Source organism: Streptomyces sp. NBC_01477 (assembly GCF_036227245.1).
GTDB lineage: Bacteria > Actinomycetota > Actinomycetes > Streptomycetales > Streptomycetaceae > Actinacidiphila.
The window spans coordinates 922,827-944,178 of the sequence record NZ_CP109445.1; the positions used below are offsets into that span (position 1 = coordinate 922,827).

Here is a 21,352-nt window from a genome sequence, read left to right on the forward strand (position 1 = left end):
CGTGGAGTTCGCCGTGCCCTCTGCCTGCCGCCGCGTCGGCCCGTCCGTGACCACACCGCCGGGCGCCGCTGTCGGCCCGCGCCCCGCTCGCGTGCCGGATCGCCCGGCCCGCGCCCGGCCCGCCACCGCAGGCGAGCCGCCCCGGACCGGCCGGCGAGCGTACCGGCGCCTGGTGCGTCCCGGCCCCTCGCGCTGACGTCCCGGCGCTCCGCGATCCTTTCCACCCGCGCGGGGATGCCCTACGCGTACGGCCCATGGCGGCGGTCACCCTCGCCGGCTGACTGCCGCCTGCCCGCGCTTGCGCACCCCACCCCACTCAGATCGAGATGACCATGACAGACAGGCCAGAGTCCGCCGCGGTGGATCTGACCGCGTTGCTGCTGGAAACCGACACACTTGGAGCGTTTCTGCAGACCCTCGCCAAGGCCGCGCTGCGGTACGCACCGGCAGCGCACGGGTGCGGTGTGACGCTGGAGCGGCAGGGCCGGCCGGTGACGGTGTCCAGTTCGGGAGAGGCGGCCACCCAGCTCGACGAGGCGCAGTACGGCCAGGACGACGGCCCGTGCCTCCAGGCGATGCGCACCGGCGAGACGGTCAGCGTGCCCGACACGCTGCGGGAGCAGCGCTGGGGCGGGTACCCGGCCTACGCCGCCGCCTGCGGGGCGCGCTCCTCGCTCTCGCTGCCGATCGCCCCGCACACCCACACCGCGGGCGCGCTGAACATCTACGCCGCTGTGCCGCACGCGTTCGCCGACGCCGACATGACCGCGCTGCGGTCGCTGGCCTCCCAGGCGACGGGGGCCATCGCGCTGGCGCAGCGGATCGCCGACGCGGAGGAATTCGCGGCCGACATCCAGGCCGCCCTCCAGTCACGTACGGTCATCGACCAGGCGATCGGCATCATCATGGGCCAGCAGCGCTGCACCGCGGAGAAGGCCTTCGAGGTGCTGAGGACCGCCTCCCAGCACCGCAACGTCAAGCTCCGCGATCTGTGCGCGGAGCTGGTCACCAGCATCACCGGGCAGCCGGCGGCCGGCGACGCGATACAGCCGCGCCGCTAGGGCGGCGCACGGCCGTCGCGCAGGCCGCAGGCCCCTGGCCGGCGGCCTGCGCGCCGCGGCCCGGGGCCGGTGTCACACGCGGGGCCGCAGCGCCTGGTCGTGGTCGGGGTCGCCGTAGCGGGCGACCAGTTCCGCGCACACATCGCGGAGCTTGACGTTGCGGTGCTGGGAGGCCGCGCGCAGCAGCTCGAACGCGCTGCCGGGGCCGCACCGCTGCTGCGCCATGAGCACCCCGATCGCCTGGTCTATCACCGTACGTGACTGGAGGGCGGCCTGGAGGTCCGCGGCGAGCTCCTGGGCGTCGGCGGTCCGCTGGGCCAGCGCGATGGCCCCCGTCGCCTGGGAGGCCAGCGACCGCAGCGCGGTCATGTCGGCGTCGGCGAACGCGTGCGGCTGGGGCGCGTAGAGGTTCAGCGCGCCCGCCGTATGGGTGTGCGGGGCGATCGGCAGGGACTGGGACGAGTGCGTGCCCAGGGCCGCCGCGTAGGCCGGATAGGCGCCCCACCGCCGCTCGGCCAGCATGTCGGCCACCGCGACCTCCTCGCCGGTGCGCAGCGCCTCCAGGCACGGACCGTTGTCGAGCGCGTACTGCTTCTCGTCCAGCCGCGGCGCGGTGTCACCCACACTGGTGACCGTCACCGGGCGGCGCTGGCGCTCCAGCGTGATGCCGCAGCCGTCGCTCTCCGGCGCGAGGCCGACGGCCATCTCGGCCAGCGCGGTCAGGAAGCCCTCCAGACTCTGCGTGGTCAGCAGCAGGGCCGTGACATCGGGGATGTGGCGCCCGTCCGACGTGTCCATGATCGTCTCCTCTCGGCGGCCCACCGGCCCGCCGCTCGCGTCGGCATCTGCCGCTGGAGACCGCGGGCACCCGACCCGGAGGGCGACGACCAGCCGGGCGGCCACCCCGTCCCGAACGGGACGGCAGGGTGCGGCCCACCCGCTTCCAGCGTCTGCCCTCCCGGCCACCGGCGGCAAGTCCCGGCCGCGCGCGTCACGCCGGCTCCCGCGCCACCGGTGTCACCACCGTCCCGCCCGGACCGGGGTATGTCATCAACTCACCAGCTGTGCGTAAACCGTTGACAAAGGCGATACATGATTGGAACCTTTGACTCGCAAAAACCCGGCCAAGACATCCACATTTATTTGCTGCTGTTTGCAAGTTCGTGGCAGGAGCTGCTGTCCTGCCACGCCCAGTGCTGCGCGAACCGCTGCCGATGCGGCCCGGGGTCCTCCCCCCACCCGCTCTCTCGTTCCGGACAGAACAGAGGAGAACATGAAACGCAAGCAGCTCAGACGCCTGGTCACCGGCGTCCTGTCGGTCGGCCTGATCGCCCTCGGCCTCTCCCCCCTCGCCGCCTCCGCCGGGGCCGCCGACCGTCCCAACCTGGCGCTGGGCAAGGCCGCCTCGGCCGGCGGGTCCACCGGGGGCTACCCCGCCGCCAACGTCACCGACGGGAACCAGGGCTCGTACTGGGAAGGCCCGACGAACGTCTTCCCGCAGGGACTCCAGGTGGACCTCGGGCACAGTGCCGCCGTCGACCAGGTGGTGCTCAAGCTGCCGGCCTCGTGGGAGGCGCGGTCCGAGACGCTCAGCGTGCAGGGCAGCGCGGACGGGACCACGTTCAGCACGCTGGCCGCCTCGCAGGCACGGGCGTTCGCGCCGGGCTCGGCCAACACCGTGACCATCAACTTCACCGCGGCCAGCGCCCGTTACCTGAAGCTGAACATCACCGGCAACACCGGCTGGCCCGCGGCCCAGCTCTCGGAGTTCGAGATCTACGGCACGGACACCACCGACCCCGGCGGCGGCCCCGGTGACCCGGGCGACGGGACCGGCACCGACCTCGCGCGCGGCAAGCCGATCGAGGCGTCCTCCACGACCCAGTCCTTCGTCGCGGCCAACGCCAACGACGGGCAGGCCGCCACCTACTGGGAGTCCAACGGCTTCCCGTCGACCCTGACCGCGAAGCTCGGCGCCGACGCCGACCTCACCTCCGTGGTGGTCAAGCTCAACCCCGACGGCGCCTGGGGCACCCGGACGCAGAAGATCCAGGTCCTCGGCCGGGGCCAGGCCGGCGGCAGCTTCACCTCGCTGTCAGCCGCGGCCACCTACACCTTCAGCCCGTCCGGCAACCAGAACTCGGTACGGATCCCGGTCAGCGGCCGGGCCGCCGACGTGCAGCTGGCGATCACCAGCAACTCCGGCGCGCCCGGCGCCCAGGTCGCCGAGTTCCAGGCCATCGGGATACCGGCGCCCAACCCGGACCTGACCGTCACCGCGCTGTCCTGGACCCCCACCGCTCCGGTGGAGACCGACACCACCACGGTGAGCGCGACGGTACGCAACATCGGCTCGGCGGCCTCCGCCGCCACCACGGTGAACGTCAGCGTGGGCGGTGTCGTCGCGGGCACCGCCCCGGTCGGCGCCCTGGCGGCGGGAGCCTCCACCACGGTCTCGGTCGCCGTCGGCAAGCGGGCGGTGGGCAGTTACACCGTCACGGCCGCGGTGGACCCGTCCGACACGATCATCGAGCAGAACAACGCCAACAACAGCCTGACCGCGCCCACCCAGCTGGTGGTCGCCCAGAGCCCCGGGCCGGACCTCCAGGTGCTCGGCATCACCTCCAGCCCGTCGAACCCGGCGGTCGGCGCGGCGGTCTCCTTCACCGTCTCGGTGCACAACCGCGGCACCACCGCCTCCGGCGCCACCACGGTGACCCGGCTGACGGTGGCCGGCACCACGCTGAACACCAACACGCCGTCGATCGCGGCCGGCGCGACGACGACCGTGAACGTCACCGGCACCTGGACCGCCACCAGCGGCGGCGCCACCATCGTGGCCACGGCCGACGCGACCGGCGTCGTCGCCGAGACCAACGAGAGCAACAACATCTTCTCGCAGGCGATCGTCGTCGGCCGCGGGGCGGCCGTGCCGTTCACCGAGTACGAGGCCGAGGCCGGCACGTACCAGGGCACACTGCTGACCACCGACCAGGTGCGCACCTTCGGCCACACCAACTTCGCCACCGAGTCCTCGGGCCGCAAGTCGGTGCGGCTGGACTCCACCGGCCAGTACGTGCAGTTCACCTCGACCACCCCGACCAACTCCATCGTGGTGCGCAACTCCATCCCCGACGCGGCGGCCGGCGGCGGCATCGACGCCACCATCAGCCTCTACGTCAACAACAGCTTCGTGCGCAAGCTCACCCTCTCCTCGAAGCACAGCTGGCTGTACGGCAACACCGACGGCCCCGAGTCGCTGACCAACACCCCGCAGACCGACGCCCGTCGGCTGTTCGACGAGTCCAACGCGCTGCTGACCCAGACCTATCCGGCGGGCACCACCTTCCGGCTGCAGCGCGACGCCACCGACACCGCGTCGTTCTACATCATCGACCTGGTCGACCTGGAGCAGGTGGCCCCGCCGGCCGCCAAGCCGGCCGAGTGCACCTCGATCACCGAGTACGGCGCGGTGCCGGACGACGGGATCGACGACACGGCCGCCATCCAGCGCGCGGTGACCGCCGACCAGAACGGCACCATCACCTGCGTGTGGATCCCGCCGGGCCAGTGGCGGCAGGAGCAGAAGATCCTGACCGACGACCCGCTGAACCGGGGCCAGTACAACCAGGTGGGCATCAGCAACGTCACGATCCGCGGCGCGGGCATGTGGTACTCCCAGCTGTACACCCTGACCGAGCCGCAGGACGCGGGCGGCATCAACCACCCGCACGAGGGCAACTTCGGCTTCGACATCGACAACAACACGCAGATCTCCGACATCGCCATCTTCGGCTCCGGCCGGATCCGCGGCGGTGACGGCAACGACGAGGGCGGCGTGGGCCTCAACGGCCGGTTCGGCCGCGACACCAAGATCAGCAACGTGTGGATCGAGCACGCCAACGTGGGCGTCTGGGTCGGCCGCGACTACGACAACATCCCCGACCTGTGGGGTCCGGCGGACGGGCTCCAGTTCAGCGGCATGCGCATCCGCGACACCTACGCCGACGGCATCAACTTCACCAACGGCACCCGTAATTCGCGGGTCTTCAACTCCTCCTTCCGCACCACGGGCGACGACTCGCTGGCGGTCTGGGCGAGCCGGTACGTGAAGGACCCCTCGGTCGACATCGCGCACGACAACCACTTCGTCAACAACACCATCCAGCTGCCGTGGCGGGCCAACGGCATCGCGATCTACGGCGGTTACGGCAACAGCGTCGAGAACAACCTGGTCTACGACACGATGAACTACCCGGGCATCATGCTGGCGACCGACCACGACCCGCTGCCCTTCTCCGGGCAGACGCTGGTCGCCAACAACGCCCTCTACCGGACGGGCGGCGCCTTCTGGGGCGAGGCCCAGAAGTTCGGCGCCATCACGCTGTTCGGGTCGAGCCGCGACATCACCGGTGTCACCATCAAGGACACCGACATCTACGACTCGACCTACGACGGCATCCAGTTCAAGAACGGCGGCGGCAGCATGCCGGGCGTCGTGATCAGCAACGTGAAGATCGACAAGTCCAACAACGGCGCCGGCATCAGGGCCCAGGGCGGTGCCCGCGGCAGCGCGACGCTGACGAACGTGACCATCACCAACTCGGCCGAGGGCAGCATCCTGATCGAACCCGGCTCACAGTTCACGGTCACGGGAGGCGCCAGCTCCTGATATCCGCCAGGACCGCTGAGCGGCGGCAGGCCTGATTCCGCCGCGGGGCCCCGGACTTCGGTCCGGGGCCCCAAGCGGCCATCGGCGGTTCACCTTCGCGTCGCCCTGCGGTCGCCGGACGCTGCGAGATTGCGCCGCATGGACACACCTCACACGGGTATAGACGCCAGGCTCGCGGCGAAGATGAGCATGGCAGAGCAGCACGAGTATCTGCGGTCCAAGGTGACGCGTCGGCGCATGGTGCTCGGCGGGATCGCCACCGCGGGCACGGTCGCCGCGTCCGGGCTGGTCGGCGGGGTCGCGCAGGCGCAGACCCCCGACCTGCTCACCCGGCCGGCCACCGGCCACCACGTCGACGGTGCGCTGGTCGCCCCCTTCGGGCGGCACCTGCAGTTCGGGGCCGACCCCAGGACGCAGTTCACCATCTCCTGGCAGGTGCCGCTGGCGGTGCGCAAGCCGTTCGTGCGGATCGGCCTGCAGCCCTGGTCGCTCAGCCACAAGATCGAGGCCGAGGTCCGGGACCTGCACACCCCGCAGCTGCTGAACAGCAAGCTGCCGCCGGTCGACCAGTTCTACCTGCACGCGCGGATCGGCGGCCTGCGTCCCGGCACCACCTACTACTACGGTGTCGGCCACGACGGCTTCGACCCGGCGACCTCGGCGGCCTTCGCCACGATCGGCTCCTTCACCACCGCGCCCGCACGCGGTGAGCGCTTCACCTTCACCGCCTTCGGCGACCAGGGCGTCAGCTACCACGCCCTGGCCAACGACTCCCTGATCCTGGCCCAGAACCCGGCCTTCCACCTGCACGCGGGCGACATCTGCTACGCGGACCCGGACGGTTCGGGCCAGCAGAGCGACGGGGCCGACTACGACGCGCGCACCTGGGACTCCTTCCTGGCGCAGACCGAGTCGGTGTCGGCCCGGGTGCCGTGGATGGTCACCACCGGCAACCACGACATGGAGGCCTGGTACTCGCCGAACGGCTACGGCGGCCAGGAGGCCCGCTGGACGCTGCCCGGGAACGGCCACGACCCGAAGAACCAGCCGGGCGCGTACTCCTTCGTCTACGGCAACACCGCGGTGGTCGCGCTCGACGCGAACGACGTGTCGTACGAGATTCCCGCCAACTACGGGATCACCGGCGGCAAGCAGACCGCGTGGCTCGACCGCACCCTGGCCGGCTACCGCGGCCGGCGCGACATCGACTTCCTGGTGGTCTTCTTCCACCACTGCGCCTACTCCACCACCAACTCGCACGCCTCCGACGGCGGTGTGCAGGCCGAGTGGGTGCCGGTCTTCGAGAAGCACCAGGTCGACCTGGTGATCAACGGCCACAACCACGTCTACGAGCGGACCGACGCGATCCACAAGGGCGCGGTCTCGCACGCGGTGCCGATCGGCGGGACGACGCGTCCCGCCACCGACGGCACGGTCTACATCACCGCGGGCGGCGCAGGCCGCAGCCTGTACGACTTCCCGGCCCCCGACAGCTACGAGGGCAGCGAGCACCCGGTGGACACGGTGACCACCTGGCACTCGGCCAAGGGCGGCGCCCACGTCGTGGACACCGTTCACTGGTCGCGGGTCCGCTACACCGGCTACTCGTTCGTCTCGGTGGACGTCGAACCGGCCCGCTCGGGCCGCGAGTCGACGCTGACGGTCTCGGCGATCGCCGAGACGGGCAAGCGCATCGACCACTTCACCGTCGCGCGCCGCGCCAAGTAAGCCTCCCTGTCGGCGGCCACGAATCCCTCGTGGCCGCCGACGCGTTTGTGCCGCCGGCTGCCGCGTACCGCCAATTCCGGTATTCCTAGGACCGCGCCGCACGGATCACCGCCCGAATCGGCGCCCTGCCCGGCGATGCGCCCGGCGGCCACGACCGCGGGGCCGTCCGTCCTGGCCGGCCGCGCCGAATCCCATTCGCCTATGCGGTCACCCGGCCTCTCGCCGGGAAAAACCCACAGCCCGGGTGGGAGTTCTGCACCACTTACCGGGAAAAAGGCCTCCTGCCGATAGACAATGGCCCGCACCGCCATCACTTTGAAATCGGCTCGCGCGGTGGTGAAGTATCGTTTATCGGCCTTCCATCAGCGAGGTAGCCCTACTCCGTCCCTTGACTCTGCCCCAAGAACACTTAATGATATTACGTGTACGTTCGTTCGGTCTTATGTGGGAACGTCACAACGGGCAAGGAGAAACGGTGCGGCACTGGCTCAGCAGCGTTTGGCGCGGCATGTCCGCCGACGGGGGCACCGAAGCACCATCCAGGCCACCGCGGAAAGCCGCAGGCGGAAGCGATTCAAAGCGCACGAATCCGGAGTAAATGCCGCCTTCGGGCAGCAACGCGATCACCGGATCGGCGCGTACCCGCTCCCCCCGCGGTTCTGCCAGCCAGCCGCCGGCATCACGGAACGGCCCCGGCTCGCGACTGGCGTATGGACACGTATACGCACAGAGGAGAAATAGGGAATGAATAATGCCGCATTACCCCAGGACCGAAAAACTCTGAGCGGGCTGGACTGGCGCACCGCCGACATGGGACTGAGCAGGCTGCGGTCCTTCGTCTGTCTGGCCGAGGAACTGCACTTCGGCCGGGCCGCAAGGCTTCTGCACATCAGCCAGCCCGCGCTCAGCCAGCAGATCGCCCGGCTGGAGAAGGACCTCGCGACGATACTGCTGCTCCGCACCAGCCGGGTGGTCCGGCTGACCCCCGCGGGGCACGAGTTCCTCAGGGGCGCCCGCTCGGCCCTGGCCATCCTCGACGACGCCGCCTACGCGGCGCACTTCAGAGCGGCGCTCGCAAGCCAATCGTGCTGAGCCGCGTCTCCCACCCGCCATCCGACCGATGCCACGTCATCGACGCCTTCCGTCCGGCACCGCAGGAACAGCGCCACGACGCCCGCATGCACCGCGTGCACCGCAGTACGGCCGCCCAGGGCGGCGCCCGCCCCGGCCGGTAACCGGCCCGGCGGGCCGCTGGAGCCGGGCGGGGCAGGCCTGTCGGTCCGTTCCGCCCGGTCAGGCCTCCGACACGCAGGACTCCACCGCGCGCACCAGGTCCCCCACGGTCTCCGCGTCGGCCACCACCGCGTCGTCGACCCGGGCCTGGAATTCGCTCTGGAGGCCGAAGCCGACCTCCAGCAGCGTCAGCGAGTCCAGGTCGAGCGACGCGAGCGCGGTCTCGGCGGACGCGTCCGGGGGCACCTCGCAGCGTTCGGCGAGCACCTTCAGCACGCGCTCCTCAATGGTGCTCATACGCTCGTCTCCCCTTCGTCCAGCGCGATCTGCGGCCACTCCAGCACGGTCGACCCCCAGGTGAGCCCGGCCCCGAAGGCGGACAGCAGCACGTACTCCCCCGCCGCCACCCGGCCGGACGCGACCCCGTCGGCGAGGGCCAGCGGAATGGAGGCGGCCGAGGTGTTCCCGACCCGGTCGATGTTGCTCACCAGCCGGTCCTCGGGCAGTCCGAGCTGCCTGACCATGGTCCGCAGGATGCGGATGTTCGCCTGATGGCCGACCACCCGGTCCACGTCCGACGTCTCCCGGCCCGCGCGGGCGAGCACCGCCCGCGAGGACTCGGTCATCCGGGTCACGGCGTTGACGAAGACCTCCCGGCCCCGCATCGTCATGTACGAGCCGGCCGGGTCCGGCAGGGCGCCGCCGGCCCGCTGGCGTGAGCCGCCGCCCGGCATGATGATCATCTCGTGCTCGCCGCCGTCGCTGCCCAGGTCGAACGGCCCGACCGCGCCGGGCTCGCCGGGATCGCCGGCCCGCAGGACCACCGCTCCCGCACCGTCGCCGAACAGCGGCCGGACGATCTCGTCGGCCGGGTCCACGACCGTGGAGAAGGTGTCCGCGCCGATCACCAGCACGCTGCCCGCCAGACCCCCGCGCACCAGGGCGGCGCCGGTCGCCAGGGCGTAGACGAACCCGGTGCACACGGCGTTGACGTCGAAGGCGGCGGCGCCCGCCATGCCGAGCCGGGCCGCGACCGCCGGGGCGGTGCCGGGAATCTGGTGGTCGGGAGTGGCGGTCGCCAGTACCAGCGCGTCGGTCCTGGTCGTCCGGGCCGAGCGCAGTGCCCGCTCCCCCGCCCGCAGCGCCAGGTCCGAGGTCGCGGTGCCCGCGTCGCACACATGCCGCTGCCGGATGCCGGTCCTGCCGTGGATCCAGTCGTCCGTGACGCCCAGTTCCCGGCCCACCTCGTCGTTGGTCACGATGCGCGGCGGCACCCAGCCGCCCAGTCCGCAGATCACCGCGGCGACAGTCATCGCCCTGCTCCTTCACGTCGTCTCCCCGTGCGCATGGCGTCAGTTGACCTGCCGCTCGCGGTCGGCCCAGTGCCGCTCCCGCAGGACACGGCGGAGTGTCTTGCCGCTGGGATTGCGGGGGACGGTGTCGATGAACTCGTAACCGGAAGGGATCTTGAAGTCGGCGATCCGGCCCTTGAGGAAGAGCATCAGCTCGCGCGGCCTGGCCTCGTGCCCGGGGCGCAGGACGACGTAGGCGTGCACCGACTCGCCCCACCGCTCGTGCGGCACCCCGATGACCGCGGCCTCCGCGACGGCCGGGTGCTTGCACAGCACGTTCTCCACCTCGGCCGGGTAGACGTTCTCACCGGCGACGATGACGGCGTCCTTGATCCGGTCGCAGATGAACACATAGCCGTCCGGGTCCAGGTATCCGGCGTCACCGGTGTGGATCCAGCCGTCCACCAGGGTCCGCGCGGTGGCCTCCGGCAGTTCCCAGTATTCGAGCATCGCCGCCGGGGTGCGCAGCAGGACCTCGCCGATCTCCCCCGCCGCCAGTGCCGTGCCGTCGTCGTCCACCACCTTGGCCTCGACGCCCGGATACGGCCGTCCCGCGGCCTTGAGCCGGGGGCTGCCGACGACATGGTCCTCCGGCGGCAGGCAGACGGCCGTGTTGCCGGTCTCGGTCAGTCCGTAGATCTGGGCGAAGTCGCAGCCCAGCACCTTGATGCCCTGGGTGAGCAGGCTCTCCGAGATCGGTGAGCCGCCGTAGACGACCTTGCGCAGCGCGGGGAAGTCCCCGGGGCCGACGGCCGGATCGGCCAGGATCATCTGGAGCATGGCCGGCACGACACAGGCCGTGGTGACCGCGCCGTCGCGGAACAGCCCGATCGCGTCATGGCTGGTGAACATCCGCATCGCCACATTGGTGACCCCCGCGTTGAAGCCCTGCAGCGACCACCACAGCCCGCCGACGTGGAATCCGGGGATGCCGATCAGGCTGCGGTCGCCCTCCTGCCAGTCGATCCAGCGCAGGCCCTGCGAGGCCAGCCCGTCGCGGATGCGGAAGAAGCTGCGGTGCGGCAGGACCACGCCCTTGGGCAGCCCGGTGGTGCCGCTGGTGTAGAGCTGGGCCAGCGGGTCGTCGGGGCCGGTGCCCGGATCGAGGTCGGTGTCGGGGAAACGGGCCTTCCACGCCAGGTAGCCGGCGGCCGGGTCGCCGGGCGCCTGGACCGTGACCACCTCGCGCAGGCTGGGCAGTTCTCCGCAGCCGCTGACGGCCGGCAGGAATTCCGGCTCCACGAACAGCGCCTCGGTCCGCGAGTCGCGCAGGATGTGGTCCACCTCGGAGGCGGTCAGCCGCCAGTTCACCGGGACCAGGACGGTGCCGCTCTTGGCGCAGGCGAAGAGGATCTCGTAGTAGAACTCCGACTCCTTGCCCAGGTAGCCGACCCGTGACCCGGCGCCGAGCCCGGCCGCCAGCAGGGCGTGGGCGGCGCGGTTGCTCTCCAGGTGCAGCCGGCCGTAGTCGACGGTCCGCCCCTCGCACTCGATCGCGGCGCGGTCGGGAGTGCGCGCGGCGTGGAACGCGATCGACTCGGTGACCGTCCGCAGCTCGGGAAAATACCTGACGGTGTTCATTCCGCTCCCGTTCAGCAGAGGTTGTCGTCTGACCTGCGCCGTTCCCGCCGGCGGCGTCACAAGGTGTACTCGCGCAGGGCGGTCAGCTCGGTGTCCGCCGTCCGCCCTGCGGGGTCGGGGTCGGGGGCGGCGGCCCCGGCGTCCTGCGGGGCGCCGGGCTCGCCGTCCGGCGGTGCCAGCAGGCCCGCGATGTGCACCGACAGCGTGCCGACGGTGGGGTGGTCGAAGAGCGTCGAGCTGGACAGCTCGGTCCTGAAGGCGGACTCCAGCGCGTTCTTCAGCTCCACCATGGCGAGCGAGTCCAGCCCCAGTTCGATGAATTTCGCGTCGGACTCGACGTCGTCGGGCAGCTCGAAGTTCAGCACCGCGGCGACCAGCACGCGCAGCACCTCCTTGACCGCCGTGGGCAGTTCGGTCCGCGGGCGGGCCAGCAGCTCGGCGAGGTCGAACACCGCGCCGCCGGTCCCGGTACGCGGCCGCACCGCCGTGAAGAAGGCGTCCGTGGCGGCCTGTCCGGTCAGATACCGCTCCCAGTCGAATTCGCAGACCATCGCCTGGGCGCCGGGCCGGTCCCAGGCCCGCACCAGCTGGCGCGTGCCGTCGCCCGGGGTGAGGAACCTGATGCCCTGGACCTCGATGGCCCGGATCTGCTGGGCGGTCAGCTCGGCGGCCATGCCGACCTCCGCCCACGGACCCCAGTTGACGCTGAGTGCGGGCAGCTTCGCGGCGGCGCGCTGGTGCATCAGGGTGTCGAGGAAGGCGTTGCCCGCCGCGTAGTTGCTCTGGCCCATATAGCCGACCACGGACGCCACCGAGGAGTAGCCGACGAAGAAGCGCAGGCCCGGCAGTTCGGCGGTGGCCCGGTGCAGCAGCCAGCTTCCGTACATCTTGGGCCGCAGTACCGCGTCCAGACTCTGCCAGGTCTGCCGGGAGACCGGCGCGTCGGCGAGCACACCGGCCGCGTGCAGCACCCCGCCCAACGGCGCCTGCCCGGCCTCCACTTCGGCGAGGATCCGCGCCACATCGCCGGCGTCGGCGATGTCGCCGCGCAGGACGGCGAGCCGGACGTCGGGACCCAGGTCCGCGGCCAGCCGGGCGACCTCGGCGCCGTCCACCGCCCGGCGGCTGACCAGCGCCAGGTGCCGTGCCCCCTCGCGGACCAGCTTGCGGGCGGCGACCAGGCCGAGCGCCCCGAGGCCGCCGGTGATCAGATAGGTCTCGTCCGCCGACAGGCGCACCGGCTCCGCGGCGGGGCCGGCGGCGGGGACCGGGAATTCGAGCACCAGCTTGCCGGTGTTGGCGCCCCGGCTGAGGACGCCGAAGGCCTCCTCGATCTCGTCCAGCGCGTAGCCGACGGTCGGCAGCGGTCCGAGGTCCCCGGTGTCCATCAGGCCGACGACGGTCTCCAGTGTCGACTTGTTGATCCGGTTCAGCTCCGCCTCGGGGAGTTCGCTGAGGTCGAAGCAGTGGTAGTCCACGTCGGGGCGGGCCTCGCGCATGCGCTCGGGCGACCAGACGCCGATCTTGCCGATCTCCAGGAACCGCCCGCCTTCGCCCAGGCAGCGTACGGTCGCCGGGATGTGGTCCTTGTTGAGGCTGTTGAGGACGATGTCCACGCCCCGGCCGCCGGTGGCTTCCAGCACCTGGTCGGAGAAGTCCAGGGTGCGGGAGTTCATGATGTGCCGGACGCCCTGCGCCCGCAGCAGCGGCCATTTGCGCGGGCTGGCCGTCGCGTACACCTCGGCCCCGGCGAGCCGGGCGAGCTGGATCGCGGCCTGCCCGACACCGCCCGCGGCGGCGTGCACCAGGACCCGGTCGCCCGGCCGGATGCCGGCCAGGTCGTGCAGGGCGTAGTAGGCGGTCACATACGCGGCGGGCAGCCCGGCGGCCTCGGCGAAGCTGATGGCGGCGGGCTTGCGGACGGCGACGGCCGACGGCACGGTGGCCCGGCGCCGCATGCAGCCCAGGTGGCTGAACAGCACCTCGTCGCCGGGCGCGAACTCCGCCCCGGGTCCCGCGGACAGTACGGTGCCGGACGCCTCGTAGCCCAGCGGCAGCGGTACGTACTCGATACCGGTGTCCAGCGCGTGCTGGCGCAGCATGCCCAGGACGTTGAGCACGTCCTTGAAGTTCACCCCGGCGGCGTGCACCTGGACCTCGATCTCGTCGCCTTCCGGCGCGCGGTCGGGCACCGGCACCGGCCTGACGTTCGAGAACTGCCCGTATTCGGTGATGGCCAGCTCGAAGTTGGCCTCCTGGCCGCCCTGGTCCTCGGCCACCGGGCGCAGCCGCAGGACGTGCCGCACCCCGGCCCGCAAAGCGATCCGGTGGTCGGCGTCCCCGGTCTCGCCGCACTCGTCGAGCAGCGCCAGCAGATCCTGGTCGCCGGCGTCGGCGGGCAGGTCGGCGAGTGTCACCCGCAGCGACGGGTACTCCTTGAACAGCACCTGCCCGAAGCCCCACAGGGAGGCGGCGGCCAGGCCGGCGGGGTCCGCCTGGTCCCGCACCGGGTCCTTCGGCAGCCGCTGGGCGGCCTCGGTGACCAGCAGCAGCCTGGGCGTGCCGCCCGGCCCCGCCGAGTCCAGGACGGACACGAGGTGGAGCAGGTCGCGGTAGTTGCGCTCGCTCTCGGCGCGCAGCGCCTCCACGTCGGCGGCCGGGCTCCTGTCCGCGGCCGGCCGCTGCCCCGGTGTCCAGAACCAGCACACGACGGTGCCGCGCCGGGCCTCCGCCAGCAGGACGGCGGCCTGGTCCGCGTCCGCGGCGAAGCGCAGCCGCACCCCGGCGGGCGCGGCCGGCAGCCGGTCGGGGGCGGCGCCGACCACCACGATGTCCCGTTCGGCCGCGCCGCCCGCGGTGGGCAGGCTCTTCTTGGTCCAGTGCGGCTCGTGCACGACGCGGCGCGGGGTGGCGGTGTTGGTCACCCGCCGCAGGCGCAGCCCGCGCACGCTGAACACCGGCCGCTCGCCCTCCGACGCCAGGATGTCGGCGGTCAGTTCGCCGTCGCCCGGGTCCGACAGCCGCAGCACCGTGCGCAGTTCGCCGCGGGGCTTCTTGTGCAGCGCGATCTCGTCGAAGCCCACGGGCAGGAAGGTGCCGCCGGCCGGGGCCACCGCGGCGAGGGTCTGCATGGCGCAGTCCAGGACCGCGGGGTGCAGCAGGGCCGGCTCGCTGCCGTCCGGGCCGCGTACGACGCCGAGCGCGACGCCGTCCGGGTGGGTGCTGACCCGGACCAGGCGGCGGAATTCGGCGCCGTAGGCGAGGCCGACGTCGGCGAAGTCCGCGTACAGGTCCTCGCCCCGCTGCTCGCCCGTCGCCGGGGCGGCGGTGTCCGCGAGCGCCGCCAGCGTCTCGCGGACACCGCCCGGCTCCGCCTCGCGGCCGGGGACCGGGCCGAGGACGGCGGTGACGTGCCGCCGCTCGATGACGGTGTCGCCGCCGGGCACCAGGCTGACGATCTCCAGGGCCGCCGCACCGTCCGCGCCGGGCAGCAGGCGGGTGCGCACATCGGCGTCGGCCCCCTCGGCGAGCAGCAGCGGCTCAAGGATGCGCAGGTCCCGCAGCGGGCGCACGGTCTCCCCGTACACCGCGTCGGCGAGCGCGAACGCCAGCTCCACGAAGCCCGCGCCGGGAAAGACGACCTGGCCCATCACCACGTGGTCGCCCAGATAGGCCGGGTTGTCGGGACCGACCAGCGAACGGAACTCGCGGACGCCCGCGGCGCGCTGCTGGTCGGTGGTGGACTCCCGGCCGAGCAGGCCCGCCGCGTCGGAGGCGGTGGCGGCCGGGTCGCCGAGCCGGCGGCGGGCACCGGCCGGCAGCCAGTGCCGCTTGCGGTCGAAGGCGTACGGCGGCAGGTCCGCCAGCGGCCCGGTGCGGCCCCGGTGGTAGGCGGCCCAGTCGACGGACAGCCCGGTGGCGTAGGACGTGGCGAGCGCGGCGGCGATCGTGCCGCCGTCGGTGTCGGTGGGCACCAGGCTGGCCAGCCACACGTGCGAGGCGGCGTCCTCGCTCCGCCGGCCCATCCCGATCAGCGCGCCGGACGGGCCGACCTCCACGAAGACATGGCGGCCCCTGGCCCGGACACTGCTCAGGCCCGCGGCGAAGGCGACCGGCCGGCCGATGTGCCGCACCCAGTAGTCGGCGGTGGCGACCTCCGCGTACTCGGCGACCTTGCCGGTCAGGTTGGACACGAAGCTGATCGTCGGCTCGTAGAAGGCGATGTCCCGGATCTCCGCGCGGAAGGCGTCGAAGACCTCGGCCATCAGCGGCGAGTGGAAGGCGTGCGAGACCGGCAGCCCCTTGCATGTCAGGCCGCGCTCCCGCAGCGTCTCCTCGATCTCGTCCAGGGAGGCCGTACCGCCGGATATCACGCACTGGTTCGGCGTGTTGACGGCGGCGAAGCTGACGTCGGCGTAGCCCTCGATCACCGGTGCGACGTCCTCGGCCGCCGCCCGTACCGCGGTCATCCGGCCGGGGGCGGTGACGGACTGCATCAGCCGGGCCCTGGCGGCCACCAGCCGCACCGCGTCCGGCAGGGTGAACAGGCCCGCGACCGTGGCGGCGACGATCTCGCCGATGCTGTGTCCCAGCAGGACCGAGGGCCGTACGCCCCAGTCCTGCCACAGCGCGGCGAGCGCGTACTCCAGGGTGAACAGCGCGCACTGGGTGTACTGCGTCCGGTGGATGTCCTGGTCGGCGCCCTCGCTCTCGCCGAGCATCAGGGCCCGCACGGAGCGGCCCAGGTGCGGCGCGAACAGCACGTCCAGCCGGTCCACCTGCTCGCGGAAGACCGGGTAGCGCTCGTAGAGCGGCCGGCCCATGCCGGCGTACTGGGCGCCCTGGCCGGTGAACAGGAAGCAGACGGGCGCGCCGCGCAGGCCGTCGTCGGCCGGCCGGGCGCCGGTGTCCGCGGCGACGGCCCTGTCCAGGAACGCGCGCGCCGCGGCGATGTCGGCCACCGGCGCGGCGGCCCGCGCGGGGAAGTGGCTGCGGCCGGTGTTGGCGGTCCGGCAGAAGGCCGCGAGGTCCTCCTGCGGGAGGGCGTCCAGGGCGTCGCGCCAGGCGGCGGCCTGGAGGCGCAGCGCGGCCGGGGTCTTGGCGGACACCGTCAGCAGCGGCAGGACCGCGTCCTGCCCGGCCGGCCGGGACCCGGGCGGCGGCACGGCCGGCGGCGGGCTCGACGGCGGGGCCTGCTCCAGGATGACCGAGGCGATGGTGCCGGCGAAGCCGAAGGAGTTGACCATGGCGCGGCGGGTGCCGCCGGCCCAGGGCCGGGCGTCGGCCGGGACGGTGACCGGGTACTCGTCCCAGGGGATCTTGCTGTTCGGGTTGACCAGGCCGAGGTGCGGATAGAGCACCCGGTCGCGCAGTTGCAGCACGGCCTTGATCACACCGCCCGCGCCGGCCGCCGCCTCCATGTGGCCGATGTTGGTCTTCACCGAGCCGACGACCAGCGGGGCGTCCTTGGAGCGGGACGCGCCGAAGACCGCGTTGACGGCCCCCATCTCGATCGGGTCGCCGAGCGAGGTGCCCGTTCCGTGCGCCTCGACGTAGCCGATGTCGCCGGGCTCCAGCAGGCAGTCGGCGAGCGCGGCGCGCATCACCGCGGCCTGCGCGATGCCGTTCGGCACCGTCAGCCCGCCGCTCTCGCCGTCCTGGCGCACCGAGGAGCCGCGCAGCAGCGCCAGGATCCGGTCGCCGTCCCGCTTCGCGTCCGAGAGGCGCTTGAGGGCGAGCACACCGACGCCCTCGCTGCGGCTGTAGCCGTCGGCGGACTCGTCGAAGGTCTTGCAGCGGCCGTCGAGGGCGAGCATGTTCGCCTGCGAGAAGACGATGTGGTTGCGCGGGTGGTGGACGGCGTTGACCCCGCCGGCCAGCGCGATGTCGCACTCGCCCTGGCGCAGGCCCTTGGCGGCCAGGTGCATGGCGACCAGCGAGGAGGAGCAGGCGGTGTCGATGCTGATGCACGGACCGCGCCAGCCCAGGAAGTACGACAGCCGGCCCGAGATGGCGCTGTGCGCGGTCCCGGTGCCGACGTGCGCGTCGAGGCCCTCGGCGTCCAGGACGTCCATCTCGACCGCGTAGTCGGCGGAGCTGACCCCCATGTACACCCCGCCGCTGCCGCCGCGCAGCGCCGCCGGGTCGATGTTCGCCGACTCCAGCGCGTGCCACGACGCCTCCAGCACCAGCCGCTGCTGCGGATCGAGGTAGCCGGCTTCCTTGGGCCCGATGTTGAAGAACTTCGCGTCGAAGCGGTCGATCCCGGAGACGAAGCCGCCGCCGGCCGTGGCGATCTTGCCCTTGGTGCCGCGCTCGGCCGTGTGCAGCGCCTCGGAGTCCCACCGGTCCGCGGGGACCGGGGTGACCCCGTCCCGGCCCTCGCTCAGGAAGTCGGCGAAGCCGTCCAGCGTGGCGTTGCCGCCGGGGAGCCTGAGCCCGATGCCCACGACGGCGATGGGTTCGTACTTCTCCAGGAGCAGCCGGCGGAGCAGGGCGTCCTTGTCCGTGGCAGGAGCCGGAGCAGGGTCAGTCATCGGTGTGTCTCCCGCTGTCGTTGCGAGCGCCGGGGGCCGGCTGGGAGGTGTCAGGAGTTGTAGAGGTCCTTCAACAGGTCGTGCACCAGTGCCTTGGGCACCCCTGAATCCCCGGCCGGCGGGACCGGGCCGGGCCGGACCTCGGCCGCCGGGAAGAACTCCGTGAGCACCTCGGTCCGCAGATGGGCGAGAAGATGGCTGACGGTCGGGTGGTTGAGCAGGCTCGCCGCGTCCACCTGCCGGCCCAGCGTCGCCTCCAGCCGCTGCTCGATCTCGGTCGCCCCGAGCGAGGTCAGGCCATGTGCGAAGTAGCTCTCGTCGTACGGCAGTACGTCGGTGTCCGACATCAGCAGCGCGGCACGGAACTCGCGCAGCACCAGCTCCTCCAGCAGGGCGGGCCGTTCTGGCAGCGCGGTGGCCGCGAGCCGGCGGACCCAGGGGGTGTCATCGGGCTGCGTCACTGCGCGCTCCCTTCCGGCTGCTCGCGCGGGGGCGGGTTGACGATCACCATCCGGACCTCGCCCTGGCTGCGCCCTCCCTCGTCGTCCCAGTAGCGGCAGGTGGTGTCGGCGACGATCATCGGCTGCCAGTTGCGCCCGCCCGCGCTCTCGCGGACCTTGCGGAAGGCGATCTCACCGTGGAAGCGGGCCACTTTGACGCCCTTGCTGAAGGAGCTGTGGAAGTCGACGATGAGGAAGTCGGGCAGCTGGCGCTGCCAGTAGTCGTCCATCGTCCAGTGCGCGAACGGCGCCATCAGCCCTTCCTTGACGCTCTTCGCCACCGCGTAATACATCATCTGGTTGTAGCAGAGGTTGAATTCCACGGCGTTGAAGTGCCCGGTGTCGTCGATGTAGAAGGGCGCCGGGATCGCGAACTCGCACGTCGCGACGGTGAGACCGCCGTCCGTCGTGACGGTGGCCGACTTCAGGTACTGGCAGCTCGGCTTGTACACCCGCAGCACCCGGGCGAGCAGCGGCTCGTCCGTGGGGTGCACGGCGGGCGGGGGTGAAGCGGTCTCCATGCGCGCGCCATCTCCTCCAGGGCTGGTCTCCCTGGCGTTCCGGCGGAACGCCGAGGAGGTCGGCTCGGTCCACTCCCCGCTCGGCGGGGAGCGGTCACACGGCGATGCCGTCGTAGAACGGGTGGTCGTCGTGCACCGTGACACGGAAGGAGGCGGTCGGCTCCGGCTTGGTGGTGTGCAGCGCCCGGTGGATCAGGGTGCGGTTGTCCCACACCAGCAGATCGCCCTTGTCGAACGTCTGCAGGTGGATGTTCGGGTGCTCGAAGGTGTCGTCCAGCTGGCCGGTGTGCTCCAGGACCTGGCGCAGCAGCCCGCTGTCCAGCTCCTTGCCGTCGGCGTCGGTCAGGGACAGCGCGAAGCCCTCGCTGAGGTAGGCGATGCGCTCCCCGGTGACCGGGTGGACGATGACCGTGGGGTGCCGGACGGTGGGGGTCTCCGCCTCGATGTCGGCCAGGATGTCGATCATCGGCCGGTAGACGTCCGTCGGGCGGATCTTGAAGTACCGCTGCACGCTGTGCCGGCAGTACGTTCCCGCCAGGACGTCCTTGATCTCGTCCGGCAGTCCCGTGTACGCCTTGGCCATGTCGATGAAGTACGTGCCGCGATTGGCCTTGGGAATCACCTGCGGGTATATCAGGGTCAGTCCGAAGGGATTCGGCATGAATTCGTAATCCGCGTGCCAGAACTTCCCGGTCCGCGGAACACCGATCTGCTGGCCGTCGCGCGGGACGTTCGAGGAGACGAAGATATCGGCTTCCTCGGGGTGCCAGTACATGGGCTGGTAGTAGCGCTCGACCTGGCCGAGGCTGCGGCCCAGTCCGACGAAGGCGGCAGGGGATAAGTCCTGCTCCTTGAGGACGACGATCTTCTCGGTGTAGACGAGCCTCTTCAGCTCGTCGAGATCCTCGGCGGACGCGGTCGACGCGTCGAAACCGGAGACGCTGACGCCCATCTTGCTGCCGGGTTGCCTAGCGACGATCACTGGTTCCCTCCCGTTGAGCAACCGATGGCAGCCCGAAGTTGCCAGAACTCCTGTTGAGTTGGCTTTCCAAGAGGCGTGACGGTCGCGTCGTGGGTGAGAGTCTATGGAGGCCTCCGATCCGCTGGCCAATCACTTCTTCTTATCGCTTTGATGATCCACAAGGCGCCGCGCTGTGATCGAATTGCCGCACAGCGGTGTGCCGGGCGCGGGACCGGGCGCCGGGCCGGGCCCCGCGCAGCCGAGAGCCGCGGGCGGGCCGCTCACGTGACGTGCGGGACGCCGGTCCCCTTCTCGACCTGCACCGTGTAGCGGCGGACCGTGCCCTTGCCTGACGGCTTGCCGGACGCCGCGGCGGTGCTGAACACCCCGAGCCCCTTCTCGGGACCCGGGTCCGCGGTCACGCTCGGAGTCGCGCCCGGCGTCGCGCCCGACATCGGGCGAGCGCCGCGGGGAGGCGGGCCTCACCGCGGCGCTCATGCCGGGGGCGGTGCGGTACGTGCTTCGGTACGGCTGCCCGACACCGGTTCGGGTCCTTCCGCGAAAAAGAACGCCGGCCGCGGCGGATTCCGCTCGCGGCCGGTCAGGACCTCCAGAACCGGGGAGGCCGCCGGTATCAGCCCTGCGTGTCCCGGGGTATGCGTTCCAGCAGCCCGCGCAGGTCGTCCGCGTGCTCCTCCTCCTGGGCGAGCAGTTCCTCGAAGACCCGCCGCGTGGTCGGGTCGCCGTTGCCCAGCCACTGCACGATCTCGGTGTACGAGGCGACGGCGACCCGCTCCGCCACCAGGTCCTCCTCGACCATCGTCACCAGGTCCGCGCTCGCGTCGTACTGCGCGTGCGAGCGGGTGGTCAGCGTGTCCGGATCGAAGTCGGGCTTCCCGCCGAGCTGGACGATGCGGGCGGCGAGCTTGTCGGCGTGCGTCTGCTCCTCCTGCGCGTGCTCCAGGAACTCCGCCGCCACGGGCTCCGCGTACATGCCCGTCGCCGTGTAGTAGTGCCGCTTGTAACGCAGTGTGCAGACGATCTCGGTGGCCAGCGCCTCGTTGAGCACCTGGAGGACTCTGTCCAGGTCGGCGCCGTAGGCGTCGGTCACCGGCCCCTTGCCGATCTCCGCACGGGCCCGCTCACGGATGGTCTCGATATCGGTCAGGAACTCCGCCACAGCAACTTCCTCCTCGTGTCGACCTCC

The 21,352-nt window shown here is 71.7% G+C and carries 14 protein-coding genes; 4 read left to right on the top strand and 10 right to left on the bottom strand.

Annotated elements, in window-relative coordinates; all coding sequences use genetic code 11:
- The first annotated feature begins 326 nt into the window (after nucleotides 1-326).
- Entirely contained in the window at nucleotides 327-1,061 is a 735-nt protein-coding gene (locus OHA86_RS03645; RefSeq protein ID WP_329172415.1) for a GAF and ANTAR domain-containing protein, read from the top strand.
- Between the two features lie 72 nt (nucleotides 1,062-1,133).
- On the opposite strand, the gene OHA86_RS03650 is transcribed toward OHA86_RS03645, so the two are convergent.
- Complete coding sequence (locus tag OHA86_RS03650) at nucleotides 1,134-1,859, bottom strand: GAF and ANTAR domain-containing protein (RefSeq protein WP_329172416.1); 726 nt, start codon at nucleotides 1,857-1,859, stop codon at nucleotides 1,134-1,136.
- A 475-nt stretch (nucleotides 1,860-2,334) separates the two neighbouring features.
- Here OHA86_RS03650 and OHA86_RS03655 point away from each other — a divergent pair, with 475 nt between their 5' ends.
- The 3 genes from OHA86_RS03655 to OHA86_RS03665 all read left to right on the top strand — a co-directional run bounded on the left by OHA86_RS03655 (nucleotide 2,335) and on the right by OHA86_RS03665 (nucleotide 8,553).
- Entirely contained in the window at nucleotides 2,335-5,733 is a 3,399-nt protein-coding gene (locus OHA86_RS03655) for a CARDB domain-containing protein (RefSeq protein ID WP_329172418.1), read from the top strand.
- A gap of 138 nt (nucleotides 5,734-5,871) precedes the next feature.
- A complete protein-coding gene (locus OHA86_RS03660) occupies nucleotides 5,872-7,461 on the top strand; it encodes a purple acid phosphatase family protein (RefSeq protein ID WP_329172419.1) in 1,590 nt (529 codons plus the stop codon).
- Nucleotides 7,462-8,205: 744 nt separating this feature from the next.
- Nucleotides 8,206-8,553: a LysR family transcriptional regulator gene (locus OHA86_RS03665; protein ID WP_329172420.1), complete on the top strand. Its 348-nt coding sequence runs from the start codon at nucleotides 8,206-8,208 to the stop codon at nucleotides 8,551-8,553.
- Nucleotides 8,554-8,754: 201 nt separating this feature from the next.
- On the opposite strand, the gene OHA86_RS03670 is transcribed toward OHA86_RS03665, so the two are convergent.
- The 9 genes from OHA86_RS03670 to OHA86_RS03710 all read right to left on the bottom strand — a co-directional run bounded on the left by OHA86_RS03670 (nucleotide 8,755) and on the right by OHA86_RS03710 (nucleotide 21,325).
- Nucleotides 8,755-8,991 (bottom strand): phosphopantetheine-binding protein, encoded by a 237-nt coding sequence (locus OHA86_RS03670; RefSeq protein ID WP_329172422.1) that lies wholly within the window; start codon nucleotides 8,989-8,991, stop codon nucleotides 8,755-8,757.
- On the bottom strand, nucleotides 8,988-10,007 hold the full coding sequence (locus tag OHA86_RS03675; protein ID WP_329172424.1) for a beta-ketoacyl-ACP synthase III: 1,020 nt from the start codon (nucleotides 10,005-10,007) through the stop codon (nucleotides 8,988-8,990). Before OHA86_RS03675 ends, OHA86_RS03670 begins: the two co-directional genes overlap by 4 nt.
- A 39-nt stretch (nucleotides 10,008-10,046) precedes the next feature.
- Nucleotides 10,047-11,627 carry a long-chain-fatty-acid--CoA ligase gene (locus OHA86_RS03680; protein ID WP_329172425.1) on the bottom strand — a complete coding sequence of 527 codons (1,581 nt, stop codon included), beginning with the start codon at nucleotides 11,625-11,627 and terminating at the stop codon, nucleotides 10,047-10,049.
- A 56-nt stretch (nucleotides 11,628-11,683) separates the two neighbouring features.
- Nucleotides 11,684-18,163 carry a type I polyketide synthase gene (locus OHA86_RS03685; RefSeq protein ID WP_329172426.1) on the bottom strand — a complete coding sequence of 2,160 codons (6,480 nt, stop codon included), beginning with the start codon at nucleotides 18,161-18,163 and terminating at the stop codon, nucleotides 11,684-11,686.
- A 50-nt stretch (nucleotides 18,164-18,213) separates the two neighbouring features.
- Nucleotides 18,214-18,624 (bottom strand): acyl carrier protein, encoded by a 411-nt coding sequence (locus OHA86_RS03690; RefSeq protein ID WP_329172428.1) that lies wholly within the window; start codon nucleotides 18,622-18,624, stop codon nucleotides 18,214-18,216.
- Nucleotides 18,621-19,184, bottom strand: a complete 564-nt coding sequence (locus OHA86_RS03695) for an FcoT family thioesterase (RefSeq protein WP_329172430.1) — start codon at nucleotides 19,182-19,184, stop codon at nucleotides 18,621-18,623. Before OHA86_RS03695 ends, OHA86_RS03690 begins: the two co-directional genes overlap by 4 nt.
- Nucleotides 19,185-19,278: 94 nt before the next feature.
- On the bottom strand, nucleotides 19,279-20,166 hold the full coding sequence (gene scoE / locus OHA86_RS03700; protein ID WP_443053994.1) for a (3R)-3-[(carboxymethyl)amino]fatty acid oxygenase/decarboxylase: 888 nt from the start codon (nucleotides 20,164-20,166) through the stop codon (nucleotides 19,279-19,281).
- A 260-nt stretch (nucleotides 20,167-20,426) separates the two neighbouring features.
- Entirely contained in the window at nucleotides 20,427-20,567 is a 141-nt protein-coding gene (locus OHA86_RS03705) for a hypothetical protein (protein ID WP_329172432.1), read from the bottom strand.
- 212 nt (nucleotides 20,568-20,779) lie between these two features.
- Nucleotides 20,780-21,325: a ferritin-like domain-containing protein gene (locus tag OHA86_RS03710; RefSeq protein ID WP_329172433.1), complete on the bottom strand. Its 546-nt coding sequence runs from the start codon at nucleotides 21,323-21,325 to the stop codon at nucleotides 20,780-20,782.
- Nucleotides 21,326-21,352 lie beyond the last annotated feature (27 nt).

Coding starts and splice junctions, on each gene's coding strand:
- OHA86_RS03670 (WP_329172422.1), bottom strand. CDS start 8,991: ATGAGCACCATTGAGGAGCGCGTGCTGAAGGTGCTCGCCGAACGCTGC.
- OHA86_RS03675 (WP_329172424.1), bottom strand. CDS start 10,007: ATGACTGTCGCCGCGGTGATCTGCGGACTGGGCGGCTGGGTGCCGCCG.
- OHA86_RS03650 (WP_329172416.1), bottom strand. CDS start 1,859: ATGGACACGTCGGACGGGCGCCACATCCCCGATGTCACGGCCCTGCTG.
- OHA86_RS03655 (WP_329172418.1), top strand. CDS start 2,335: ATGAAACGCAAGCAGCTCAGACGCCTGGTCACCGGCGTCCTGTCGGTC.
- OHA86_RS03685 (WP_329172426.1), bottom strand. CDS start 18,163: ATGACTGACCCTGCTCCGGCTCCTGCCACGGACAAGGACGCCCTGCTC.
- OHA86_RS03645 (WP_329172415.1), top strand. CDS start 327: ATGACCATGACAGACAGGCCAGAGTCCGCCGCGGTGGATCTGACCGCG.
- OHA86_RS03665 (WP_329172420.1), top strand. CDS start 8,206: ATGAATAATGCCGCATTACCCCAGGACCGAAAAACTCTGAGCGGGCTG.
- OHA86_RS03695 (WP_329172430.1), bottom strand. CDS start 19,184: ATGGAGACCGCTTCACCCCCGCCCGCCGTGCACCCCACGGACGAGCCG.
- OHA86_RS03660 (WP_329172419.1), top strand. CDS start 5,872: ATGGACACACCTCACACGGGTATAGACGCCAGGCTCGCGGCGAAGATG.
- OHA86_RS03680 (WP_329172425.1), bottom strand. CDS start 11,627: ATGAACACCGTCAGGTATTTTCCCGAGCTGCGGACGGTCACCGAGTCG.